Raw genomic sequence first — 21,764 nt, forward strand, 5'->3', positions numbered from 1 at the left:
ATCTACTTTTAATCTAATAAAGCGATGGATTCTTGCAGTGCTTTAATAAAAGCATCAATATCTTGGACTGTATTGTAAAAGGCAAAGCTTGCTCTAACGCTGCCATTAATACCCAAATGCGTCATCAATGGTTGAGTACAATGATGGCCGCTGCGAACTGCAACGCCATAGCCATCTAATAATGTTGCTATATCAAACGGATGTTCGTCTTTGTAATTAAAGCAAATTGTGCCTATGTTACTGTCAATATCACTGTAAATTTTTATGCCGTCAATATTGTTAAGTTTACTCATAGCGTAGCTGAACAGCATTTGTTCATGTGCATGTACTGCGACTTTATCTAAGCTATTTAAATAATCAATTGCGGCAGCAAAGCCAAGTACACCGGCGATATTTGGGGTGCCTGCTTCAAATTTACCAGGTGCATCGCGAAATGTACTGTGCGTTAAACTAACACTTTCAATCATTTCTCCACCGGTTTGATTGGGAAGTAGCGAATTTAGTCGTTCATATTTCCCGTAGAGCCCGCCAATACCTGTTGGGCCAAGCATTTTGTGAGCGGAAAACACATAAAAATCACAGTCAAGGCTTTGCAAGTTAGGTTGTAAATGCATTGCGCTTTGCGCACCATCAATCAAAGTAATAGTATTAAACTCATCAACAGTGCGCAGTAATGGGCCCAGATTAGTAATGTTCCCTAAGGCATTGGATGCGTGCGTGATAGCAAAAACAGTAGGTTTAACTGATTTTAAAAATTTAACACAGGCATTAATGTTAATTGTTGCATTACTTTGAATTGGCAGCACATGTAAGGATGCCCCGGTTTTCATGGCGAGTTGTTGCCATGGAACGATGTTAGCGTGATGTTCTAGTGGACTAATTACGATACTTGAATTTTTATCAAGTTGTTGACTAAGTCCATTGGCTACTAGGTTAATCGACTCGGTGGCGCCTTTAGTCCACACAATTTCACGACTTTGGACATTAAAATAACGGGCTATTTTGTCGCGGGCTGCTTCATAGGCACTGGTTGCTTGCTCGCTAAGTGTATGGCGGCCACGATGAACATTGGCATTTTGCTGTGTGTAAAATCGTTCAGTCGCCGTAATTACTGATTGAGGCTTTTGTGATGTTGCAGCAGAATCTAAATAAACTAAGGGTTGGTTGTTTATCTGTTGAGTTAAAATAGGGAAATCAGCACGAATTTTTTCAACAGTAAACATAGAAAAACCAAACAATAAAAAGTAGCGGGAATTGTAATGGCTTTACGATATTTCTCAACCATTAATAATTGAAATAGGAATAAAAAAGGCCGCAAAAGCGGCCTTATAAACGATAATAATTAATTAGCGCTTGTCAGTTGATACGTAATCACGGTGTGTGTGACCAGTATAAAGCTGACGTGGACGGCTGATCTTATGACCAGGTTGAGATAGCATCTCGTCCCAGTGCGTGATCCAACCTACAGTACGTGCCATTGCAAAAATTACAGTGAACATGCTTGTAGGAATACCGATTGCTTTTAAGATGATACCTGAGTAGAAATCTACGTTAGGGTAAAGTTTCTTCTCAACAAAGTATGGGTCTTCAAGGGCAATTTGCTCAAGTTTCATAGCAATATCAAGTAGTGGATCTTGAATGTTAAGCTCTTCTAATACTTCATGACACGTTTGACGCATTACTGTTGCACGTGGATCGAAGTTTTTGTAAACACGGTGACCAAAGCCCATTAAGCGGAACGGATCGGCTTTATCTTTTGCTTTAGCTACGTATTCGTCGATACGATCAACAGAACCGATTTCTTCTAACATGTTTAAACATGCTTCGTTAGCACCGCCGTGCGCAGGGCCCCAAAGTGATGCGATACCTGCCGCGATACATGCATAAGGGTTAGCACCTGAAGAACCAGCAAGACGAACGGTCGAAGTCGATGCGTTTTGCTCGTGATCAGCGTGAAGCATGAAGATTTTATCCATGGCTTTAGCTGTAACAGGGTTAACTTTGTACTCTTCAGCAGGTACTGAGAACATCATGTGTAAGAAGTTTTCTGCGTAGCTTAAGTCGTTACGTGGGTAAACAAATGGTTGACCAATGTTTGTTTTGTAAGCCATAGCAGCAATAGTCGGTAGTTTTGCAACTAACTTAATTGCGCTTGTTTTACGTTGACTTGCATCAGTAATATCAAGATCTTCATGGTAAAAAGAAGATAGCGCACCCACAACACCGCATAGCATAGCCATAGGGTGAGCATCAAAACGGAAACCTTGGAAGAAGTTTGCAATTTTCTCATCAAGCATAGTGCTGTGAGTAATTTGTTTAGCAAATTCAGTGTATTGTTCTTTAGTTGGTAACTCACCATTTAATAGTAAGTAACATAGTTCTATGTAATCTGAACTTTCAGCTAATTGCTCAATTGGGTAACCACGATGAAGTAGGATACCTTTGCCACCATCAATGTATGTGATTGAAGATTCGCAAGAACCAGTCGACATGAAACCTGGGTCATAAGTGAAGTGGCCATGTGAACCTAGGGTACGAACGTCAACGACATCTTGACCTGCGGTACCTTGGTAAATCGGAAGTTCGATTGGATCTAGACCATCAATATGGACTGTGGCTTTTTTATCCGCCATCTATTTATCTCCTATTAAGATAACAACTCTGATTGTTATGTTCTGAATCTGTTTAAGCACATTCTTTTCATTTTAACGTGAAAGAGGGGGTTAAAGTCAATTTTTATAAACATTATGCACAAATGTATAATAAATATTCTCTCAGGTTTAAATATTATACCATTGGCTAATTCGCAAACGTCTATAACTAAACAAGAATTGTAAAAAGACCTTTGGCTATATATACTATCGAAGGTTTTATACCGTATTGTCTGTAGGTAAATGTTATTTTTACATGTAATTTTTGCATAAATGTGAACTTTATTTGTAACAACAGGGTTTACTTAGATAGTTCCATTGAAAAAATCATTTTTTAATGGGTTTTAGAAAAACAAGTAGATGAGCCCCTATGTGGGCAAGATGGGCAAGTAACTGTGAAAAAGCAAAGACCTGTAAATCTAGATCTAACAACTATATCTATGCCGGCAACGGCTAAAGCATCAATTTTTCACCGCGTCACCGGTGTTGCATTATTTTTTGCTTTAACGTTTGTCATTTGGGCTTGGTCTGAGTCTCTTTCTTCTGCTGAAGGTTTTGAATTCGTCAAGGGTCTGTTTAGCGGATTCATTGCCAAATTTATAGCTTGGGGCACCATTTCTGTATTGGCATACCACCTAATTGGCGGTATTCGTCATATCATTATGGATATGGGACATTGGGAAGAACTTGAATCAGGTAACTTCAGCGCTAAAATTGCTATGGCACTTGGCGTTGTTGCTTCTGTACTAGCAGGAGTTTGGATATGGTGTTAAATCAAGCAACTCTTAAACGTGATGGTGTACAAGATTTTGTCTCATTACGTACCACGGCACTAGTAATTACCGCGTACGCGATTTTTATTATCGGCTATTTTTTAGCGACGCCTGAAGTCACTTACGAAGCATGGCAAGGCCTGTTTTCAAACCTAGCAATGAAAGGGTTTACGTTAATTACCCTCGTTTGCATTATGGTTCACACCCGTATTGGCCTTTGGCAAGTACTAACAGACTATGTTAAATGCGCAAAGTTGCGTGCAGTTTTAGGGTTTGTATTAAACCTGATGGCAGCAGCATACGTAGCTATTGGTCTAATCGTTTTATGGGGTGTTTAAGTGAAATATTCTGTTCGTGAATTTGATGCCGTAGTGATTGGCGCAGGTGGTGCGGGTATGCGCGCTGCACTTGCAATCACTGAATCAGGTAAAACCTGTGCACTTATCTCTAAAGTTTTCCCAACGCGTTCTCACACTGTGTCTGCACAAGGTGGTATCACAGTTGCTTTGGGTAACTCACACGAAGATAACTGGGAATGGCACATGTACGATACTGTTAAAGGTTCCGATTTCATCGGTGACCAAGACGCTATCGAATATATGTGTAATACAGGCCCTGAAGCTATTACTGAACTTGAAAATATGGGTCTACCATTTTCTCGTTTTGAAAATGGCCGTGTTTACCAACGTCCTTTCGGTGGTCAATCGAAAAACTTCGGTGGTGAACAAGCTGCACGTACTGCAGCAGCCGCTGACCGTACTGGTCACGCATTATTACACCTTCTTTACCAACAAAATGTTAAAAACAAAACTAACGTATTCTCTGAGTGGTATGCGCTAGATTTAGTTAAAAATGACGAAGGCAATGTTGTTGGTTGTACTGCAATCGAAATAGAGACCGGTGAAGTTGTTTACTTCAAGTCTAAAGCAGTTGTATTAGCTACAGGTGGTGCAGGTCGTATTTTCGCATCAACCACTAATGCACACATTAACACTGGTGACGGTGTTGGTATGGCGACTCGTGCTGGTATTTCTATGCAAGACATGGAAATGTGGCAGTTCCACCCGACGGGTATTGCTGGTGCCGGTACACTTGTAACTGAAGGTTGTCGTGGTGAAGGTGGTTATCTTTTAAATAAAGATGGCGAACGTTTCATGGAACGTTATGCACCGAATGCCAAAGATTTAGCGTCACGTGATGTTGTTGCCCGTTCAATGATGACAGAGATTCGTGAAGGTCGTGGTTGTGATGGTCCTTGGGGTCCTCATATTAAACTTAAGCTTGATCACCTTGGTGAAGAAACGCTTAATCTACGTCTTCCTGGCGTGTGTGATCTTGCTAAAACATTCGCCCACGTTGACCCAGCTAAAGAGCCAATTCCAGTAATTCCTACTTGTCACTATATGATGGGTGGCGTGCCAACTAACGTAAATGGTCAAGCACTACAAATCGATGCTAATGGCAACGAGAAAGTAGTTGAAGGTCTATTTGCCGTTGGTGAGATTGCTTGTGTATCTGTACACGGTGCTAACCGCTTAGGTGGTAACTCATTACTTGATTTAGTGGTATTTGGTCGTGCTGCAGGTAACTTCCTTGGTACTTACCTAAATGATGTTGAAGTATCTAAGAATGCTTCAGAATCTGACCTAGAAGCGTCACTTGCACGCTTTAATCGTTGGGAAAACTCAACGCCAGGTCAAGGTGAAGACCCAGTACAAATTAAGAAAGACCTACAACAATGTATGCAGCTTAACTTCTCGGTATTCCGTGAAGGTGACTCAATGGCGTCAGGTCTACAAGAGCTTAAAGAAATTCGTGAACGTTTACAGCATGCGCGTCTTGATGATAAATCATCAGACTTCAATACTGCACGTATCGAATGTCTAGAGCTTGATAACCTTATGGAAACAGCTTACTCAACTGCAGTAGCTGCAAACTTCCGTACAGAAAGCCGTGGTGCACACTCTCGCTTTGACTTCCCAGATCGTGATGACACGAATTGGTTATGTCACTCAATCTTCAACCCTAATACGGATGAAATGAGCAAGCGTGATGTAAACTATGCGCCAAAACTGCGCGAAGCATTTCCACCTAAAGCACGTACATACTAGGAGCGAGACGATGGCACAAGTACAATTTTCTGTTTATCGTTACAATCCAGATGTTGATAATGCCCCACGTATGCAAGAATATACTTTGCAAACGGAAGAAGGCCACGACATGATGGTATTGGACGCACTTTTATTATTAAAAGAGCAAGATCCAACTTTATCATTCCGTCGTTCATGCCGTGAAGGTGTGTGTGGCTCTGATGGCGTCAACATGAATGGTAAAAATGGTTTAGCATGTATTACTCCTTTATCTACGCTACAAAAAAATGGCAAAGGTAAAATTGTAATTCGTCCGCTTCCAGGTTTACCAGTGGTACGTGACCTTGTTATTGACATGAGTCAGTTCTACACTCAATACGAAAAAGTAAAACCTTATCTAATTAACGACACGCCAGCGGCGGGTGAGCGTCTTCAAACTATCGAAGAACGTGATAAGTTAGATGGTCTTTACGAGTGTATTTTGTGTGCATGTTGTTCAACATCGTGTCCTTCGTTCTGGTGGAATCCAGACAAGTTCATAGGTCCAGCTGGTCTTCTTCATGCTTACCGTTTCTTGGCTGATAGCCGAGATACAGCAACTGAAGAACGTTTAGCAGATTTAGACGATGCGTTCAGCGTGTTCCGTTGTCACAGTATCATGAACTGTGTTAGCGTTTGTCCTAAAGGTCTTAATCCGACTAAAGCAATTGGACAAATCAAATCAATGTTACTAAACCGTTCGGTTTAATAGTATTGTATAAATGTAAGATGGCTAATTCAGATTAGCCATCTTGTTATATAACAATTAATTTCTGCGCTAAAGAAAAGGGCTTATAAATGCACGAAGGTGTGATGAAGGCATGGCTAGAATCTTCACATTTAAACGGCGGTAACGTTGCTTATGTAGAAGAGCTTTATGAAGCGTATTTAGACGATGCGACTTCTGTGCCAGAAGAATGGCGAGAAGTGTTCGAACAATTACCAAAAGTAGATGGTGTGGATGTTGACGTAAAGCATTCAGAAGTTCGTTCACAGTTTGCGGCGCTTGCTAAAAACAAGCATAGAGAAGTAGTGGTAGCAGAAGGTGGAAGCGGTGACCCTAAACAGGTTAAAGTGCTCCAGCTTATAAATGCTTTCCGTTTCCGTGGTCACCAAAACGCTAATCTAGACCCACTAGGTATATGGCAGCGTGAACGCGTTCGAGACTTAGAATTAGAGTACCACGACTTATCTGAAGCTGATTTTGACCGTGAATTTAACGTGGGATCGTTTGCCGTTGGCCGCGATACCATGCCTTTAGGTGAATTATATCAGGCACTAAAAACTACATATTGTGGTTCTGTTGGTGCTGAATATATGCACATCACATCGACTGAAGAAAAGCGTTGGTTACAACAACGTTTAGAGTCAGTGCAATCACGACCAACTTTCAGTAAAGATGAAAAACTGCGTATCCTAAAAGGGCTTACCGCAGCGGATGGTCTTGAAAAGTATTTAGGTGCTAAGTTCCCGGGTGCTAAACGTTTCTCACTTGAAGGTGGTGATGCACTCGTTCCAATGCTAAAAGAACTTATTCACCGTGCCGGTGAAAGTGGCCAACAAGAAGCCGTTATTGGTATGGCTCACCGTGGACGCTTAAATGTGCTTGTTAATGTACTTGGTAAAAACCCATCAGAGTTATTTGATGAGTTTGCCGGTAAACATAAAGACACGCTAGGTTCTGGTGATGTTAAATACCACATGGGTTATTCTTCAGATTTTGCTACAAAAGGTGGCAAAGTTCACATGGCACTTGCCTTTAACCCGTCTCACCTTGAAATTGTTAATCCAGTAGTTATGGGCTCTGTCCGTGCTCGTTTAGACCGCTTGGGTGACAGTTCTGGTATTAAAGCACTGCCAATCACGATTCATGGTGACTCGGCAATTGCAGGCCAAGGTGTAGTACAAGAAACCTTCAACTTATCGCAAACTAATGCGTTTAGTTGTGGTGGTAGTATTCGTATCGTAGTGAACAACCAAGTTGGCTTTACTACTAATAAACAAGACGATGTGCGTTCAACTGATTACTGTACCGACATCGCAAAAATGGTGCAATCGCCAATTTTCCACGTAAATTCTGATGATCCTGAAGCAGTTGCGTTTGTAACGCAAATCGCGCTTGATTTTAGAAATCAATTTAAACGTGATGTAGTTATTGACCTTGTTTGTTATCGCCGTCATGGTCATAACGAAGCGGATGAGCCGAATGCGACTCAACCGATCATGTATCAAAAAATCAAAAAACACCCAGTACCTCGTTTGATCTATGCTGATCAACTGATGGCTGAAGGGTCGTTTACTGAAGATGAAATTAAAGCACTTGCTGATGAATACCGTAATGGTTTAGACGATGGCCATTGTGTCGTTGAAGAGATTCAGCCAGAAACATCACATTCTTCTGATTGGGCTAAATATGTAGGCCATGAATGGAGTGTTGATTATGATGCTAGCGTACCAGTTGAAAAACTAAAAGAACTTGGTGAAAAAGTAGCAAGCTACCCTGCGCAATATAAGGCACAGTCACGCGTTAAAAAGATTTACGATGATCGTAAGTTAATGGCAGCGGGTGAAAAACCGCTTGATTGGGGTATGGCAGAAACATTGGCTTATGCAACAATCGCTAGTGAAGGTACAGACATTCGCCTGACAGGGCAAGATTCAGGACGTGGTACATTCTTCCACCGTCATGCCGTTGTTCACAGCCAATCTGATGGTGCAACGTATACGCCGCTAGAACACATAAGCGAAAAGCAGGGTACATTCCAAGTTTTTGACTCAGTGTTATCTGAAGAAGCAGTTGTCGCGTTTGAATATGGTTATGCAACAGCAGAGCCTACATCACTGGTATTGTGGGAAGCACAATTTGGTGACTTCGCTAACGGTGCGCAAGTTGTATTTGACCAATTCTTAAGTTCGGGTGAGCAAAAATGGGGCCGTTTATGTGGTCTTACAATCTTGCTTCCGCATGGTTATGAAGGTCAAGGTCCAGAGCACAGTTCAGCGCGTTTAGAGCGTTTCTTACAGCTTTGTGCTGATCACAATATGCAAGTATGTGTGCCTTCAACGCCAGCTCAAGTATACGCTATGTTGCGCCGCCAATCAGTTAGACCACTGCGTCGTCCATTGATTGTTATGACACCTAAGTCTTTATTACGTCATCCATTAGCGACTTCTAGCTTAGAAGAGCTGGCTGAAGGCGTATATCATAATATGATTGATGAAATCGATGATATTGATGCTGATAAAGTCGAACGTGTTGTATTTTGTAGTGGTAAAGTTTATTACGAATTACTACAAGAGCGTCGTAAGCAAGAAATTGATAACATTGCCATTGTACGTGTTGAGCAGTTATACCCGTTCCCACATGATGAAATGGATGCGATTATGTCGCGTTACCAACATGTGAAAGATTTTGTTTGGTGTCAGGAAGAGCCGCAAAACCAAGGTGCTTGGTATTGTTCACAACATCACTTTGTAGAAGCGATTCCGCAGGGTGCTAAGCTTAAATACGCAGGGCGTAAAGCGTCAGCATCACCGGCATGTGGTTACATGTCAGTGCATACTAAAGAACAACAAGCGCTCGTTGCAGATGCGCTTACTATTGAAAATAAAGGATAAGCAATGAGCACAGAAATTAAAGTTCCTGTTCTTCCTGAGTCGGTTGCTGATGCTTCCGTTGCAACATGGCATGTAAGTGTTGGCGACAAAGTAAGCCGTGACCAAAACTTAGTAGATATTGAAACAGATAAAGTTGTTTTAGAAGTTGTTGCACCTAATGACGGTGTGATCACTGAAATTTCACAAGAGGAAGGTGCTACCGTACTTGGCGACCAAGTTATCGGTCTAATTGGTGCTGCTGATGCAGCAGCGCCAAGCGACGAAGCTAAAGCCGACGCACCTGCTTCAGATAAACAAGAAAGCGCGCCAGAAGAGGCGCCATCAGCTCCAGCATCAGAAGGTAAAGAAGTGGACATTAAAGTACCTGTACTTCCAGAATCAGTCGCAGACGCGACAGTAGCTACTTGGCACGTTCAACCAGGTGACGCGGTTTCTCGCGACCAAAACTTAGTTGACATTGAAACTGATAAAGTTGTTCTTGAAGTTGTTGCTCAAGAAGACGGTGTTATGGGTGAGATCATCCATGATGAAGGCGATACAGTACTTGGTGAGCAAGTAATTGGTAAAGTTAAAGCCGGTGGTGCACCTGCAGCGCCTGCTGCAAAAGAAGAATCTGCACCTGCTGCTGATTCTAGCGACAGCTCAGATGTATTAACTCCATCTGTTCGTCGTTTAATTGCTGAAAAAGGCTTAGATGCGTCTAAAATCAAAGGCACTGGTAAAAATGGCCGTGTCACTAAAGAAGATGTTGATACCTTCTTAAAAGCACCTGCACCAGCTGCTAAGAAATCTGAAGCTGCTGCTCCAGCTGCACCAATGGGTGACCGTACGCAAAAACGTGTTCCAATGACGCGTTTACGTAAAACCATTGCTAATCGTCTTCTTGAAGCTAAAAACTCTACTGCAATGTTAACGACGTTTAACGAAGTTAATATGAAGCCAATCATGGACCTTCGTAAGCAGTACCAAGAAGTATTCGAGAAGCGCCACGGTATCCGTTTAGGTTTCATGTCTTTCTATGTGAAAGCGGTAACTGAAGCACTTAAGCGTTTCCCTGAAGTAAATGCTTCAATCGATGGTGACGATATCGTATACCATAACTATTTTGATATCAGCATTGCTGTTTCTACGCCGCGTGGCTTAGTAACACCAGTACTTAAAGATTGCGATAAGCTATCTGTTGCTGAAATCGAAAAAGGTATTCGTGAACTAGCACTTAAAGGTCGTGACGGTAAGCTTACGCTTGACGACATGACGGGTGGTAACTTCACAATTACTAACGGTGGTGTATTTGGTTCATTACTTTCTACACCTATTATCAACTTACCACAGTCGTCAATTTTGGGTATGCACAAAATCCAAGATCGTCCAATGGCTGTTAATGGTAAAGTTGAAATTCTTCCTATGATGTATTTGGCGCTTTCTTATGATCACCGTCAAATAGATGGTAAAGAATCTGTTGGTTTCTTAGTGACAATTAAAGAGTTACTTGAAGATCCAACTCGCTTATTGCTAGATGTTTAATCTAGTTGTATAAAATCTAAGCTGTGAATGTAGATTCACAGCTTTTTTTTTGCGCCTTTGGTCTAACTGGGGTTTTCATGTTAAGCCTTGGGATCTATACTAAGTGCGCAATTTGGGATAGCTGTCTATTTGCATAAATATTCAGCTCTTTTAGTATAAAAAATTGGATAAAGCATCATGAATTTGCATGAGTATCAGGCAAAACAACTTTTTGCCGAATATGGTTTACCAGTTTCTCAAGGTTTCGCTTGCGATACACCTGAAGAAGCTGCAGCAGCTGCTGAAAAAATTGGCGGCGATATGTGGGTTGTTAAAACTCAGGTTCACGCAGGTGGACGTGGTAAAGCTGGCGGTGTAAAGCTAGTTAAAACTATCGACGAAGTAAAAGAATTTGCTGCAAACTGGTTAGGTAAAAACTTAGTTACTTACCAAACAGACGAAAATGGTCAGCCTGTTGCTAAAATTTTAGTAGAAAGCTGCACTGATATCGCCAACGAATTGTACCTAGGTGCAGTTGTTGACCGCGCTTCTCGCAAAGTTGTTTTCATGGCGTCTACAGAAGGCGGTGTTGAAATTGAAACTGTTGCAGAAGAAACTCCAGAGCTTATCCACAAAGCTGAGATCGACCCATTAGTTGGTCCTCAAGCTTACCAAGCACGTGAACTAGGTTTCAAATTGGGTCTTAACCCAACACAAATGAAGCAGTTCGTTAAGATCTTTATGGGTCTTGGCAACATGTTCAACGATTTCGATTTCGCATTACTTGAAATCAACCCGTTAGTAATCACAGACGAAGGTAATCTTCACTGTCTTGACGGTAAAATCGGTATCGATGGTAATGCACTTTATCGTCAACCAAAAATCCGTGAGTTCCACGATCCATCTCAAGAAGATGCACGTGAAGCACACGCAGCAAGCTTTGAGCTAAACTACGTAGCCCTAGACGGTAACGTAGGTTGTATGGTTAACGGTGCAGGCCTTGCGATGGGTACTATGGACATCGTAAACCTACACGGTGGCAAGCCAGCTAACTTCCTAGATGTTGGTGGCGGCGCGACTAAAGAGCGTGTTTCTGAAGCATTCAAAATCATTCTTTCTGACGACAATGTTAAAGCTGTTTTAGTTAACATCTTTGGTGGTATCGTACGTTGTGACATGATTGCTGAAGGTATCATTGGCGCAGTTAAAGAAGTAGGCGTTAATGTTCCTGTTGTTGTACGTTTAGAAGGTACTAACGCTGAACTTGGTCGTGACGTTCTTAAGAACTCAGGTCTTGATATCATCGCTGCTGAATCACTAACAGATGCTGCTGAGAAAGTTGTAGCTGCTGCGGAGGGCAAATAATGTCTGTATTAATCAATAAAGATACAAAAGTTATCTGTCAAGGTTTCACTGGTGGCCAAGGTACTTTCCACTCTGAGCAAGCGCTTGAGTATGGTACACAAATGGTTGGTGGTGTAAGCCCAGGTAAAGGCGGTCAAACGCACCTTGGTCTTCCAGTATTTAACACTGTACGTGATGCTGTAGAAGCAACTGGCGCAACTGCATCAGTTATCTATGTACCAGCACCTTTCTGTAAAGATGCAATCTTAGAAGCTATCGATGCTGGCATCGAGCTAATTGTTTGTATCACTGAAGGTATTCCAACGCTTGATATGGTTGACGTTAAAGTTAAGCTTGACGCAACTGGTACGCGTATGATCGGTCCTAACTGCCCAGGTGTTATCACTCCTGGCGAAACTAAGATTGGTATCATGCCTGGTCACATCCACAAGCCTGGTAAAGTAGGTATTGTTTCTCGTTCTGGTACTTTAACGTACGAAGCGGTTAAGCAAACTACAGATGCTGGTTTTGGTCAGTCTACGTGTGTTGGTATTGGTGGCGACCCAATTCCTGGTACTAACTTTATCGACGTTTTAGAAATGTTCGAAAAAGATCCACAAACTGAAGCAATCGTAATGATTGGTGAAATCGGTGGTACTGCAGAAGAAGAAGCTGCAGAGTACATCAAAGCTAACGTAACTAAGCCTGTTGTTTCTTACATTGCTGGTGTAACTGCACCAGAAGGTAAGCGTATGGGTCACGCTGGCGCAATCATCGCAGGCGGTAAAGGTACTGCTGATGAAAAATTTGCTGCATTAGAAGCTGCGGGCGTACAAACTGTACGTTCACTTGCTGATATCGGTAAAGCACTTAAAGAAAAAACAGGTTGGTAATCACCTAGTTATTCTTTAATAAAAGGCTCACAAACTAGTGGGCCTTTTTTAATGCCTTCGTTTTTTCATAATGGTTATTTTCTCCGGTTAGACCTCTTGTTTACTTTCATTTGTTTTCTTTCTACATCAAAACGCTTAGTTAACTATTCAAACAGTTATTAGGCATTCATAGTTAGCGCGTGAAGATGAAATTGATATTCCCAATCAAACCTAACGTCATATTTGGTGTGTACAATTTAGCAAACATAGAATGAGTGTTCTTGGTTGTAAATAACCCCCTTTAAAGTCGTGTACCTTAATAAAATAATTTATTATTTCACCGTGTTGTTTTGCTATTTAATCGTACTAATCTATTTATTGATAACAGAGCTGTTACACTTCATATAATAATGGAAATAATAATTAACTAGGTGATCTTTTGAAATTTCGAGTTCTTTTATTTGGTGTCTTTTGTACTTTTGCTGGCATCAGTACACAAGCAATTAGCGCTAATGTTATTGCTGAGCATGTCACTATGGAGCGGGCAAAAGAGCAAGTACAGGCTGTTGGTAATGCTGAAGCAATTCGTTCGGTTACACTTTATCCTGCGGTGGGGGACAAAGTGACCGCGGTTCATTTTAAGCCTGGCGATAAAGTGACTGCAGGGCAAGTATTACTAGAGTTAGATTCACGTAGACAAAAAGCTGCGTTACAAGAAGCGAGAATAAAATTAGCCGATAGCCAGCGAATTCAAACTCGTTTAATGCAAAGCCATGCAAAGGGGGCTGTACCTCAAAGTGACTTAGATGATGCTAAAACAATCACCGAGCTGGCTAAAGTGACCGTTACTCAAGCCCAAACTGAGTTTGAAGACCGTCAAGTGCGTGCCCCTTTTGATGGCATTATGGGCCTGACTGATATTGAGGTAGGTGATCGGATCACACCGCAAACAGCAATCGCTACTATTGATGATACTCGTGCATTGTATATTAATTTTAATGCACCTGAATCTGCTATTAGCATGTTACGCAACAAGGGCGGTGTACGTGTTTTACCATGGCAAAGTGCTCAGTCAGTCGATGCTGAAATAGCGTACTTAGATTCTCGAATTGACCCACAAACACGTACTCTTCGGGTCAAAGCAAAACTAGATAATTCAAATAATGAGTTTTTACCCGGCATGAGCTTTCGTGTTCACATTGAAGTGCTTGGACAACGTTTTGCTGCTGTGCCAGAAGCCGCTTTATTGTGGGGCGCAACAGGTCCCTATGTATGGACAAGCGTTGATAACAAAGCAACACGGGTAGACGTTAAAATTGAACAACGCCTTGCTGGGCGCTTATTAGTATCAGGGCCACTAGGTAAAGATGATATTTTAGTTGTTGAAGGTGTACAGCGTTTACGAGCACAACAAGCGCTTAGCTTTCAATCACCACTTGCAGGCACTCAGGAGTCGCTATGAAACAGCAACCTATGATGCAAGACTTGCCGTCAATGGCAATACGCCGGCCTGTGCTAATTGTTGTTCTTAACTTATTAATAATAATCGCAGGTATAGCCGCAATTGCAGGTGTTGAAGTCAGGGAGTTACCAGATGTTGATACCCCTAGGATCACCGTTTCTGCTTCGTTTCCTGGTGGCTCACCTGAGACAGTCGATACTGAGGTCACCAGTAAACTTGAAGGCGCTGTTGCCCGCGTTAGTGGGGTTAAAACCATTCGTGCGCAAAGTGAAGAAGGTAATGCCCGCATTGTTGTGGAATTCAGACCAGGTATCAATTTAGATGATGCTGCAAATGAAACGCGTGAGTCTGTAGCACGTGTACAGCGAGAGCTTCCTGAAGAAGTCGAGCGGGTATCGATTATTAAAGCAGATAACGACGCCGAAGCCGTTGTCTCTTTAACTGTATCAAGCGAATCTTTACCTCTTGAAGCTTTAACAGAATTGGTTGAAGTTGATTTAGCACCACAATTTTTAACTATACCAGGTGTAGCTGATGTGCGATTAAATGGTGACCGTCAACGGGTTTTACGTGTTCGCCTTGATCCACTTAAACTCACCAGTTTTAATTTAACCGTGCCTGATGTGGCAGAAGTGCTGCGCCAAGCACCGTTTGATGTACCTGCTGGGAGTTTAAAATCTACGGATCAGCAAGTTATCGTCCGCGCAGATGCAACCTCTATTACAGCTGAGCAAGTGGCAGATATCATAATACGAGAAGATACTCGCATTGGTGACATAGCCGCGGTTTATTTTGGCCCTGCTGATCCACGTTCTATGGTACGTTTAAATGGCAAACCTGTGATCGGTATGGAAGTTATCCGACAGGCGCAATCAAATACTATCGAAATTTCAGATGAAGTCCTTAGGCTGCTTGAAAAAATGAAAGTTCGATTTCCTGAGCTTGAGTTTACTTTAACATCTGATGACGCGCAGTTTATTCGCAGCTCTGTAGACGAAGTGATCAGCTCACTGATTTTAACCATTTTGTTGGTGGTGATTACCTTATGGGTATTCATTGGCTCATGGCGTGCAACCTTAGTGCCTGCTTTTGCCATTCCTGTTGCTTTAGTGGGCTCTTTAGCATTAATTTGGGCGCTTGGTTTTTCAATTAATATTCTTACTTTATTAGCCCTTGTGCTAGCAACCGGGCTGATTGTGGATGATGCCATTGTGGTAAGTGAAAATATTCAGCGTCAGCGAGGGTTAGGCCTTGGCCGTCGTGCAGCGGCCGTGGTGGGAACGCGAGAAGTATTTTTTGCTGTTATAGCAACAACAGCTGTGTTGGCGGCGGTGTTCGTGCCGATTGCGTTTTTACCTTCTACAGCAGGGCGTTTATTTAGAGAGTTTGGTGGTGTGTTAGCCGGCGCAGTGATCATTTCAAGTTTTGTTGCGTTATCTTTAGTGCCTGCGCTGACCTCTAAACTTAAATTAAAACAAGGGGGCTGGCATCCATTTGCAAAACTGGGTCATTGGCTTGCGGGTATATATACTAAAACCATCCATTGGGTGCTTGATCACGCATGGTTAACGTTTGTAGCCTCTTTATTGGTTGCGGCAGGCTCTGGTGCACTTTATTTAAATTTAGACAACGAATTATTGCCAAGTGAAGATCGCGGTAAAATCAGAATTTTCTCGCGAGGTCCTGATGGCGTAGGCCTAAACTTTATGGACCGCCAAGCTATTCAAATGGAGGATATTTTACTTCCTTATGTTGAAAGTGGTGAGATTGAATCTATTTATACCGTAGTGGGGCAATGGGATCCAAATATTGTGTTTATTACGGTGCCATTAAAGCACTGGGATGAGCGTCATTTCACACAGCAAGAAATTATCGATAAAATTCGCGAACCACTCGGGGCTATTCCTGGCGCTGCTGGGCGGCCTAATGGCTCCAATAGTTTAAACCTACGTGGCCAAGGTGGGGGCATTGAGCTGGCTTTACTTGGGCAGGATTACAAACGTATTTTCACTGCCGCACAAAAGTTTGCTGCAGAAGTTGAGCAGGCTATTCCTGGGGTTGGTAATGTCAGAGTGTCTTATCAACCATCTCAACCGCAACTACGGGTGAATATCGATAGACGCCGAGCAGAAGAGCTTGGGGTTGCACTGAGTGATATCGCAATCACATTACGCGCGGCAATTAATGGGGATGACATTGCTGATTTAAATATTGGCGATCAATCTGTGCCTATTATGTTGCAAGCGCAAAACCAGACGATTCGTGATCCAAGTGATTTAGCCAATTTATATATTAGCGCGAAAAACAACCAGTTAGTTCCGTTAAGTAGTGTGGCGCATATAACCGAAGAAGGGGTTGCAGCAGAGCTTGAACGTCATGCTCAACGTCGTGCTATTGAGCTTGATATGGAACTACCAACAGATATGAGTATTGCTGAGCTTGTTACCCAGTTACGTGATATCTCAGAGCAATCATTACCTAGTGGAATTAGTCTTGCGTTCAAAGGTGAAGCATTAACCTTTGAAGAAACGTCTAATGAAGTGCTCATGACCTATGTACTGGCCTTTTTGATTGTATTTTTAGTATTAGCTGCGCAATTTGAAAATGTAAATAGTGCTGTAGTGGTGATGATCACAGTACCATTTGGTATTACGTCGGCGATACTAGCCTTGTATTTAACAGGTACTTCACTCAATATTTATTCTCAAATTGGCTTAGTTATGTTGATAGGGCTTATCGCAAAAAATGCGATTTTACTTGTTGAGTTTGCCGATCAGTTACGGGATCAAGGGATGACAGTGAGAAAGGCAGTAGAGCAGGCTGCATTAGTAAGATTAAGACCAATTACAATGACCTTGATCTCAACATTACTTGGTGCATTACCGCTAATTATGTCTAGCGGCGCAGGTGCCGAAGCTCGTAACGCTATAGGTTGGGTTGTGTTTGGGGGCTTAGCGCTAGCGGTGTTATTTACTTTATATTTAACGCCGGTTATTTACCTTGGATTAGCGCGTTTTACTAAGCCGCGTGGTGATGAAACGAAGCAATTAGCGCAGGAGTTAGAGCAAGCCTAAAAAATTTAAGCTGGCGATCGGCTATTTTTCTTTGAAAAAATAGCCGATTAAGCTCACAATCAAGAAAATGCTTTAATAAACGGACAGTGTAATGCAAGCCGAACATGTTGATATCGCCAGTTTCCTCAGTGAGCATGCCCCCTTTGATGACTTACCAGAAGATGCCCTAAATCACATTGCCTGCCAAGTTGAGGTTTCGTATTATCGTGGGCAAACGACAATCCATGAATATGGCGATGATATAAGTGATTTATACGTAATTCGTAGTGGTTCTGTTGAAACCTATCGTCGCGATGGGGATCTTGATAATCGCCTGACTGTCGGCGGCATATTCGGTCAAATGGGCTTATTAATGAACCGAAAGGTTCGTTATCCTGCTAAAGCGCTCGAAGATACCTTACTGTATTGTATTAATATTGATATTTTTACTGAATACTGTGATAAATATGAAGCATTTGCTGATTACTTTGAGGCTAATGGTACGGTAAGACTTCATCAAGCAATCATTGAACAAGCAGACAGTAATGATTTAACAACAGCTAAGGTTAAATCTTTACTGCATCGAGATGTCGTTACTGTGGCAAAAGATGCCAGCATACAGTATGTCGCCCAAGTAATGACCGATGAGTCGGTTTCTTCTGTACTGGTTACTGATATTGATAAACCGATTAGCGATGATCCAGAAGACGATGATGGCCAAGTGGTTGGCATTATCACTGATCGTGACTTACGCAGTAAAGTACTTGCGCAAGGCTTAGATTACGGCACATCAGCACAACAAATAATGCAAACAGACTTGGTGTTGTTAGATAGCAACGCGTACGTGTTTGAAGCAGTTCTTGCTATGCTAAGGGACAACATCCACCATTTACCTGTGGTCGTAAAGAAAAAGCCGATAGGTGTTATTTCACTGTCTGATATCTTACGCTACGAATCACAAAGCAGCTTATTACTTGTTCGCGGCATTTTAGCGCAACCCTCGGTTGAAGATCTGGCTTACTATGCCCGCCAGCTGCCAAATGTATTTGTCCGTATGGTCAATGAAGATGCAAATTCACATATGATAGGCACGGCAATGGCTGTAATTGGCCGAACCTTCAAACAACGATTATTAACCCTTGCAGAAGAACAACTTGGCCCACCGCCTGTGCCTTATTGCTTTATTGCTTTAGGCTCAATGGCGCGAGATGAGCAGCTCATTGTGACCGATCAAGATAACGCAATTATTCTTGATAATAGCTTTGATGAAGACAAACACGATGACTATTTCCAAAAACTGGCTGATTTAGTGTGTGATGGCCTAGCATTGTGTGGCTATAAATATTGCGATGGCGAAATTATGGCCTCATTTAAAAAGTGGCGCTTAACTCGAGAGCAATGGCAGCAGCAATTTGCAGGGTGGATAGCAGAGCCTAAACCGCAAGCATTATTAAATAGCGCTATATTTTTTGATTTAGATGGTGTCCATGGAAAAGTAAAATGGGCACAAGAACTACAACGCTTTATTGCTAAAGAAGGGCGTAATAATAAACGTTTTTTAGCTAATATGGCCGCTAATGCACGTAATCGCACACCGCCATTAGGCTTTTTTAAAGACTTTGTACTTGAACATAATGGTCAGCATAAGCGTTCGATGAACTTGAAGCGTCGCGGTACAGCGCCGCTGTCGGATGTTATTCGCGTACATGCATTGGCTGTGGGCTCACGTAAACAAAACTCATTTGAACGCTTAGAAGATATAATAGACGCTAAGCTGTTGCCTGAGGGAAAAGCGCAAGATTTACGTGACGCTCTTGAATACATAGCCATGGTCCGTATTCGCCACCAAGCATGGCAAATAGAGCAACTTAATGAGCAACCCGATAATGACTTAGAGCCGCATTTATTATCTCCGTTTGAACAGCGAAATTTAAAAGAAGCCTTTGCAATATTAGATAAAGCGCAAAACTTTCTTAAATTTAAATACTCTGCAAACTCAGGTATCAAATAACATGACTGCAAACAAAGTTGATTGGCGTGAACGCTATTTACAGCTACAAAATGAGGCGCAAAACCGCTGTATTCAAGCTTATTATCAAGAAGTCATTGTTGACGGTTCTAGGCCAATAAGTGAAGTTCCTTTAGTCGCGCTAGACTTTGAGACGACCGGTCTAAACTATGGTTCTGATGATATTGTTAGTGTTGGTTTGATCCCCTTTGATAGTAGACGAATTTACTGTAGAGACAGCCAACATTGGTTAGTCAAGCCACAACAAAAACTAGCCGAAGAGTCTATTGTTATTCACGGTATCACCCATTCAGAATTAACTCACGCCCCTGACTTTTCAGAAATTATTACGCCTTTATTAAATGCACTAAAAGGCAAGGTAATAGTGGTACATTTTGCCCCGATTGAGCGACACTTTTTATACCAAGCACTGAAAGCTCGGTTAGGGGAAGGACTTGAATTTGCGGTGATTGATACACTTGAACTAGAGCGGCGGGCGCTTAAAGCAAGACAGGGGTTAATCGGACGGCTCTTTAATACTAAACTAGACTCTGTTAGGTTGGCTAATTCACGTACGCGCTATTCATTACCTGCGTACCAAAATCACAATGCATTGAATGACGCATTAGCCACCGCCGAATTATTACAAGCACAATTAGCCCATCATTATCGCCAAGACACACCACTTGGTAATTTATGGATATAAAAACGCCGCTAAAAAGCGGCGTTTTTATTTTAATGAACTGTGTTTAGTTTCTAGGCTCTGTTCTGAGCCCAAGCAATAAGCTGACACACATTAATAATAATACAACAGTAAATGGCAAGCCTGTTGAAACAGCTCCAGCTTGCAGTGCTTCCATTGCTTGCGTACCACCTATCCATAATAATGTTGCGGCAATTGCACCTTCAACAGTTGCCCAGAAAATACGTTGCGGCACTGGAGCATCGACTTTACCACCTGCGGTGATTGAATCGATAACCAATGAACCCGAATCAGATGAGGTAATAAAGAACACCAAGACTAACACCACCGCAGTGAAAGAAAGTAGTTTGGCGAGTGGTAGCTCATCAAACATTTCAAACATGGCAAGCGGGACTTGTGTTAAGCCATCGGTGCCAAGTTTACCTACACCACTGACAACTTGATCAATTGCGATGCCACCATATATCGACATCCAAAGTACGGTAACCAGTGTTGGTATTAATAATACCGCGATTAAAAACTCACGAATTGTACGACCTTCTGATACACGCGCAATAAACATACCTACAAACGGTGACCATGAAATCCACCAAGCCCAATAAAATACTGTCCAGCCGTGCATCCAAGTTTCATCTTCACGGCCATGTGGGTTACTCAGTGGAATGATGTTTTCAACATATCCCATAACCGTGGTCGGAATATTACCCATTGCAGCAGCAAAGCCAACTAAACAAACAAATAGCATTAAAGCGAATGCGATTAACATATTAATATTACTTAACAGTTTTACGCCACCATCAATACCGCGTACCACCGAAATGATTGCCAATAAAGTAACCACTGCAATGACTAAAATTTGCAACCCTACACCAGATTCAATACCAAATACATGATTGATGCCAGCAGATGCTTGCTGTGCCCCGAGTCCCAGTGAGGTAGCTAAACCGAATAACGTAGCTAATACCGCTAAAATATCAATAATATGACCAGGCCAGCCCCAGGTTCTATCCCCTAAAATTGGGTAGAATATAGAACGAATTGAAAGTGGTAAGCCTTTGTTATAAGTAAAAAAGGCAAGTGATAATGCAACGACTGCATAGATAGCCCACGGGTGTAGACCCCAGTGAAACATGGTTGCACCCATCGCAAGCTTAGCGGCCTCAGGGGTATTAGGAGTTACATTTAATGGGGTTTCGTACCAACCAGTAAAGTAGGCAACGGGCTCTGCAACCCCCCAAAACATGAGGCCGATACCCATACCTGCAGCAAATAACATTGCCATCCAGGAAAGGCGAGAGTGAGTAGGACGTGCATTTACGCCACCTAAACGAATTTTACCGTAAGGTGAAAAGATAAGACCAATACAGAACAATAAGAAGATGTTAGCTGACCACATTAAAAAGCTATCAAAATTATTTAAAATACTAAATTTGATACCATCTAATGTTGATTTTGCTGACTCCGGATCACTTACTAATACTGCAATTAAAAAAATTAAAATTAAGCCTGCGCTGGTGCCAAAAACAGGGTTGTGAACATCAAAGCCCCATTTTTGAATATTGTCTTGGCCTACCGTGTAGTCCGTATTATCAATACTATATTTGTCATGATTATCACTCATGAAAAACCTCTTTTGTTGTATTTCCGT

General features: G+C 42.0%; 15 protein-coding genes. 12 read left to right on the top strand and 3 right to left on the bottom strand.

Going from position 1 to position 21,764, the window contains the following annotated elements:
- Nucleotides 1-8: 8 nt before the first annotated feature.
- Both NQT69_RS01270 and NQT69_RS01275 read right to left on the bottom strand, forming a co-directional pair.
- Nucleotides 9-1,223, bottom strand: coding sequence for an aminotransferase class V-fold PLP-dependent enzyme (locus NQT69_RS01270; protein ID WP_256825902.1), 1,215 nt, complete (start codon nt 1,221-1,223; stop codon nt 9-11).
- A gap of 123 nt (nt 1,224-1,346) precedes the next feature.
- Entirely contained in the window at nt 1,347-2,633 is a 1,287-nt protein-coding gene (locus NQT69_RS01275; RefSeq protein ID WP_256825903.1) for a citrate synthase, read from the bottom strand.
- A 413-nt stretch (nt 2,634-3,046) separates the two neighbouring features.
- Between NQT69_RS01275 and sdhC the strand changes: the two genes are divergently transcribed.
- The 12 genes from sdhC (at nt 3,047) to NQT69_RS01335 (ending at nt 20,119) form a co-directional block, all read left to right on the top strand.
- Nucleotides 3,047-3,424: a succinate dehydrogenase, cytochrome b556 subunit gene (gene sdhC, locus NQT69_RS01280; protein WP_256825904.1), complete on the top strand. Its 378-nt coding sequence runs from the start codon at nt 3,047-3,049 to the stop codon at nt 3,422-3,424.
- Nucleotides 3,415-3,762, top strand: coding sequence for a succinate dehydrogenase, hydrophobic membrane anchor protein (gene sdhD / locus NQT69_RS01285; RefSeq protein ID WP_256825905.1), 348 nt, complete (start codon nt 3,415-3,417; stop codon nt 3,760-3,762). Before sdhC ends, sdhD begins: the two co-directional genes overlap by 10 nt.
- Nucleotides 3,763-5,535: a succinate dehydrogenase flavoprotein subunit gene (gene sdhA / locus NQT69_RS01290; RefSeq protein ID WP_256825906.1), complete on the top strand. Its 1,773-nt coding sequence runs from the start codon at nt 3,763-3,765 to the stop codon at nt 5,533-5,535.
- 10 nt (nt 5,536-5,545) lie between these two features.
- The gene (locus tag NQT69_RS01295) at nt 5,546-6,262 is read left to right on the top strand and encodes a succinate dehydrogenase iron-sulfur subunit (protein ID WP_087534154.1); all 717 of its coding nucleotides are present in this window, start codon (nt 5,546-5,548) and stop codon (nt 6,260-6,262) included.
- Between the two features lie 89 nt (nt 6,263-6,351).
- Nucleotides 6,352-9,171, top strand: a complete 2,820-nt coding sequence (locus NQT69_RS01300; RefSeq protein WP_256825907.1) for a 2-oxoglutarate dehydrogenase E1 component — start codon at nt 6,352-6,354, stop codon at nt 9,169-9,171.
- 3 nt (nt 9,172-9,174) lie between these two features.
- Entirely contained in the window at nt 9,175-10,695 is a 1,521-nt protein-coding gene (gene odhB / locus NQT69_RS01305) for a 2-oxoglutarate dehydrogenase complex dihydrolipoyllysine-residue succinyltransferase (RefSeq protein ID WP_256825908.1), read from the top strand.
- Between the two features lie 177 nt (nt 10,696-10,872).
- Nucleotides 10,873-12,039, top strand: coding sequence for an ADP-forming succinate--CoA ligase subunit beta (sucC, locus tag NQT69_RS01310; RefSeq protein ID WP_087534151.1), 1,167 nt, complete (start codon nt 10,873-10,875; stop codon nt 12,037-12,039).
- Complete coding sequence (gene sucD / locus NQT69_RS01315) at nt 12,039-12,911, top strand: succinate--CoA ligase subunit alpha (RefSeq protein ID WP_256825909.1); 873 nt, start codon at nt 12,039-12,041, stop codon at nt 12,909-12,911. The genes sucC and sucD overlap by 1 nt, the downstream gene beginning before the upstream one ends.
- A gap of 418 nt (nt 12,912-13,329) precedes the next feature.
- Nucleotides 13,330-14,352, top strand: a complete 1,023-nt coding sequence (locus NQT69_RS01320; RefSeq protein ID WP_306173938.1) for an efflux RND transporter periplasmic adaptor subunit — start codon at nt 13,330-13,332, stop codon at nt 14,350-14,352.
- Nucleotides 14,349-17,426 (top strand): efflux RND transporter permease subunit, encoded by a 3,078-nt coding sequence (locus NQT69_RS01325; protein WP_256825910.1) that lies wholly within the window; start codon nt 14,349-14,351, stop codon nt 17,424-17,426. Before NQT69_RS01320 ends, NQT69_RS01325 begins: the two co-directional genes overlap by 4 nt.
- Nucleotides 17,427-17,517: 91 nt before the next feature.
- Nucleotides 17,518-19,416, top strand: a complete 1,899-nt coding sequence (locus NQT69_RS01330) for a DUF294 nucleotidyltransferase-like domain-containing protein (RefSeq protein WP_256825911.1) — start codon at nt 17,518-17,520, stop codon at nt 19,414-19,416.
- 1 nt (nt 19,417) lies between these two features.
- A complete protein-coding gene (locus tag NQT69_RS01335; RefSeq protein WP_256825912.1) occupies nt 19,418-20,119 on the top strand; it encodes a 3'-5' exonuclease in 702 nt (233 codons plus the stop codon).
- A gap of 43 nt (nt 20,120-20,162) precedes the next feature.
- Here the strand turns inward: NQT69_RS01335 and NQT69_RS01340 are convergent, their stop codons facing one another.
- Nucleotides 20,163-21,737, bottom strand: a complete 1,575-nt coding sequence (locus tag NQT69_RS01340) for a BCCT family transporter (RefSeq protein WP_256825913.1) — start codon at nt 21,735-21,737, stop codon at nt 20,163-20,165.
- Nucleotides 21,738-21,764: the final 27 nt, after the last annotated feature.

Source organism: Pseudoalteromonas shioyasakiensis (assembly GCF_024518675.1).
Classification (GTDB): Bacteria; Pseudomonadota; Gammaproteobacteria; order Enterobacterales; family Alteromonadaceae; genus Pseudoalteromonas; species Pseudoalteromonas shioyasakiensis_B.

Excerpts from the sequence above, each read along its gene's own strand:
- NQT69_RS01340 (WP_256825913.1), bottom strand. The coding sequence starts at position 21,737 with ATGAGTGATAATCATGACAAATATAGTATTGATAATACGGACTACACG.
- odhB (WP_256825908.1), top strand. The coding sequence starts at position 9,175 with ATGAGCACAGAAATTAAAGTTCCTGTTCTTCCTGAGTCGGTTGCTGAT.
- NQT69_RS01300 (WP_256825907.1), top strand. The coding sequence starts at position 6,352 with ATGCACGAAGGTGTGATGAAGGCATGGCTAGAATCTTCACATTTAAAC.
- NQT69_RS01330 (WP_256825911.1), top strand. The coding sequence starts at position 17,518 with ATGCAAGCCGAACATGTTGATATCGCCAGTTTCCTCAGTGAGCATGCC.
- sucD (WP_256825909.1), top strand. The coding sequence starts at position 12,039 with ATGTCTGTATTAATCAATAAAGATACAAAAGTTATCTGTCAAGGTTTC.
- sucC (WP_087534151.1), top strand. The coding sequence starts at position 10,873 with ATGAATTTGCATGAGTATCAGGCAAAACAACTTTTTGCCGAATATGGT.
- NQT69_RS01270 (WP_256825902.1), bottom strand. The coding sequence starts at position 1,223 with ATGTTTACTGTTGAAAAAATTCGTGCTGATTTCCCTATTTTAACTCAA.
- NQT69_RS01335 (WP_256825912.1), top strand. The coding sequence starts at position 19,418 with ATGACTGCAAACAAAGTTGATTGGCGTGAACGCTATTTACAGCTACAA.
- NQT69_RS01275 (WP_256825903.1), bottom strand. The coding sequence starts at position 2,633 with ATGGCGGATAAAAAAGCCACAGTCCATATTGATGGTCTAGATCCAATC.
- NQT69_RS01295 (WP_087534154.1), top strand. The coding sequence starts at position 5,546 with ATGGCACAAGTACAATTTTCTGTTTATCGTTACAATCCAGATGTTGAT.
- NQT69_RS01325 (WP_256825910.1), top strand. The coding sequence starts at position 14,349 with ATGAAACAGCAACCTATGATGCAAGACTTGCCGTCAATGGCAATACGC.
- sdhD (WP_256825905.1), top strand. The coding sequence starts at position 3,415 with ATGGTGTTAAATCAAGCAACTCTTAAACGTGATGGTGTACAAGATTTT.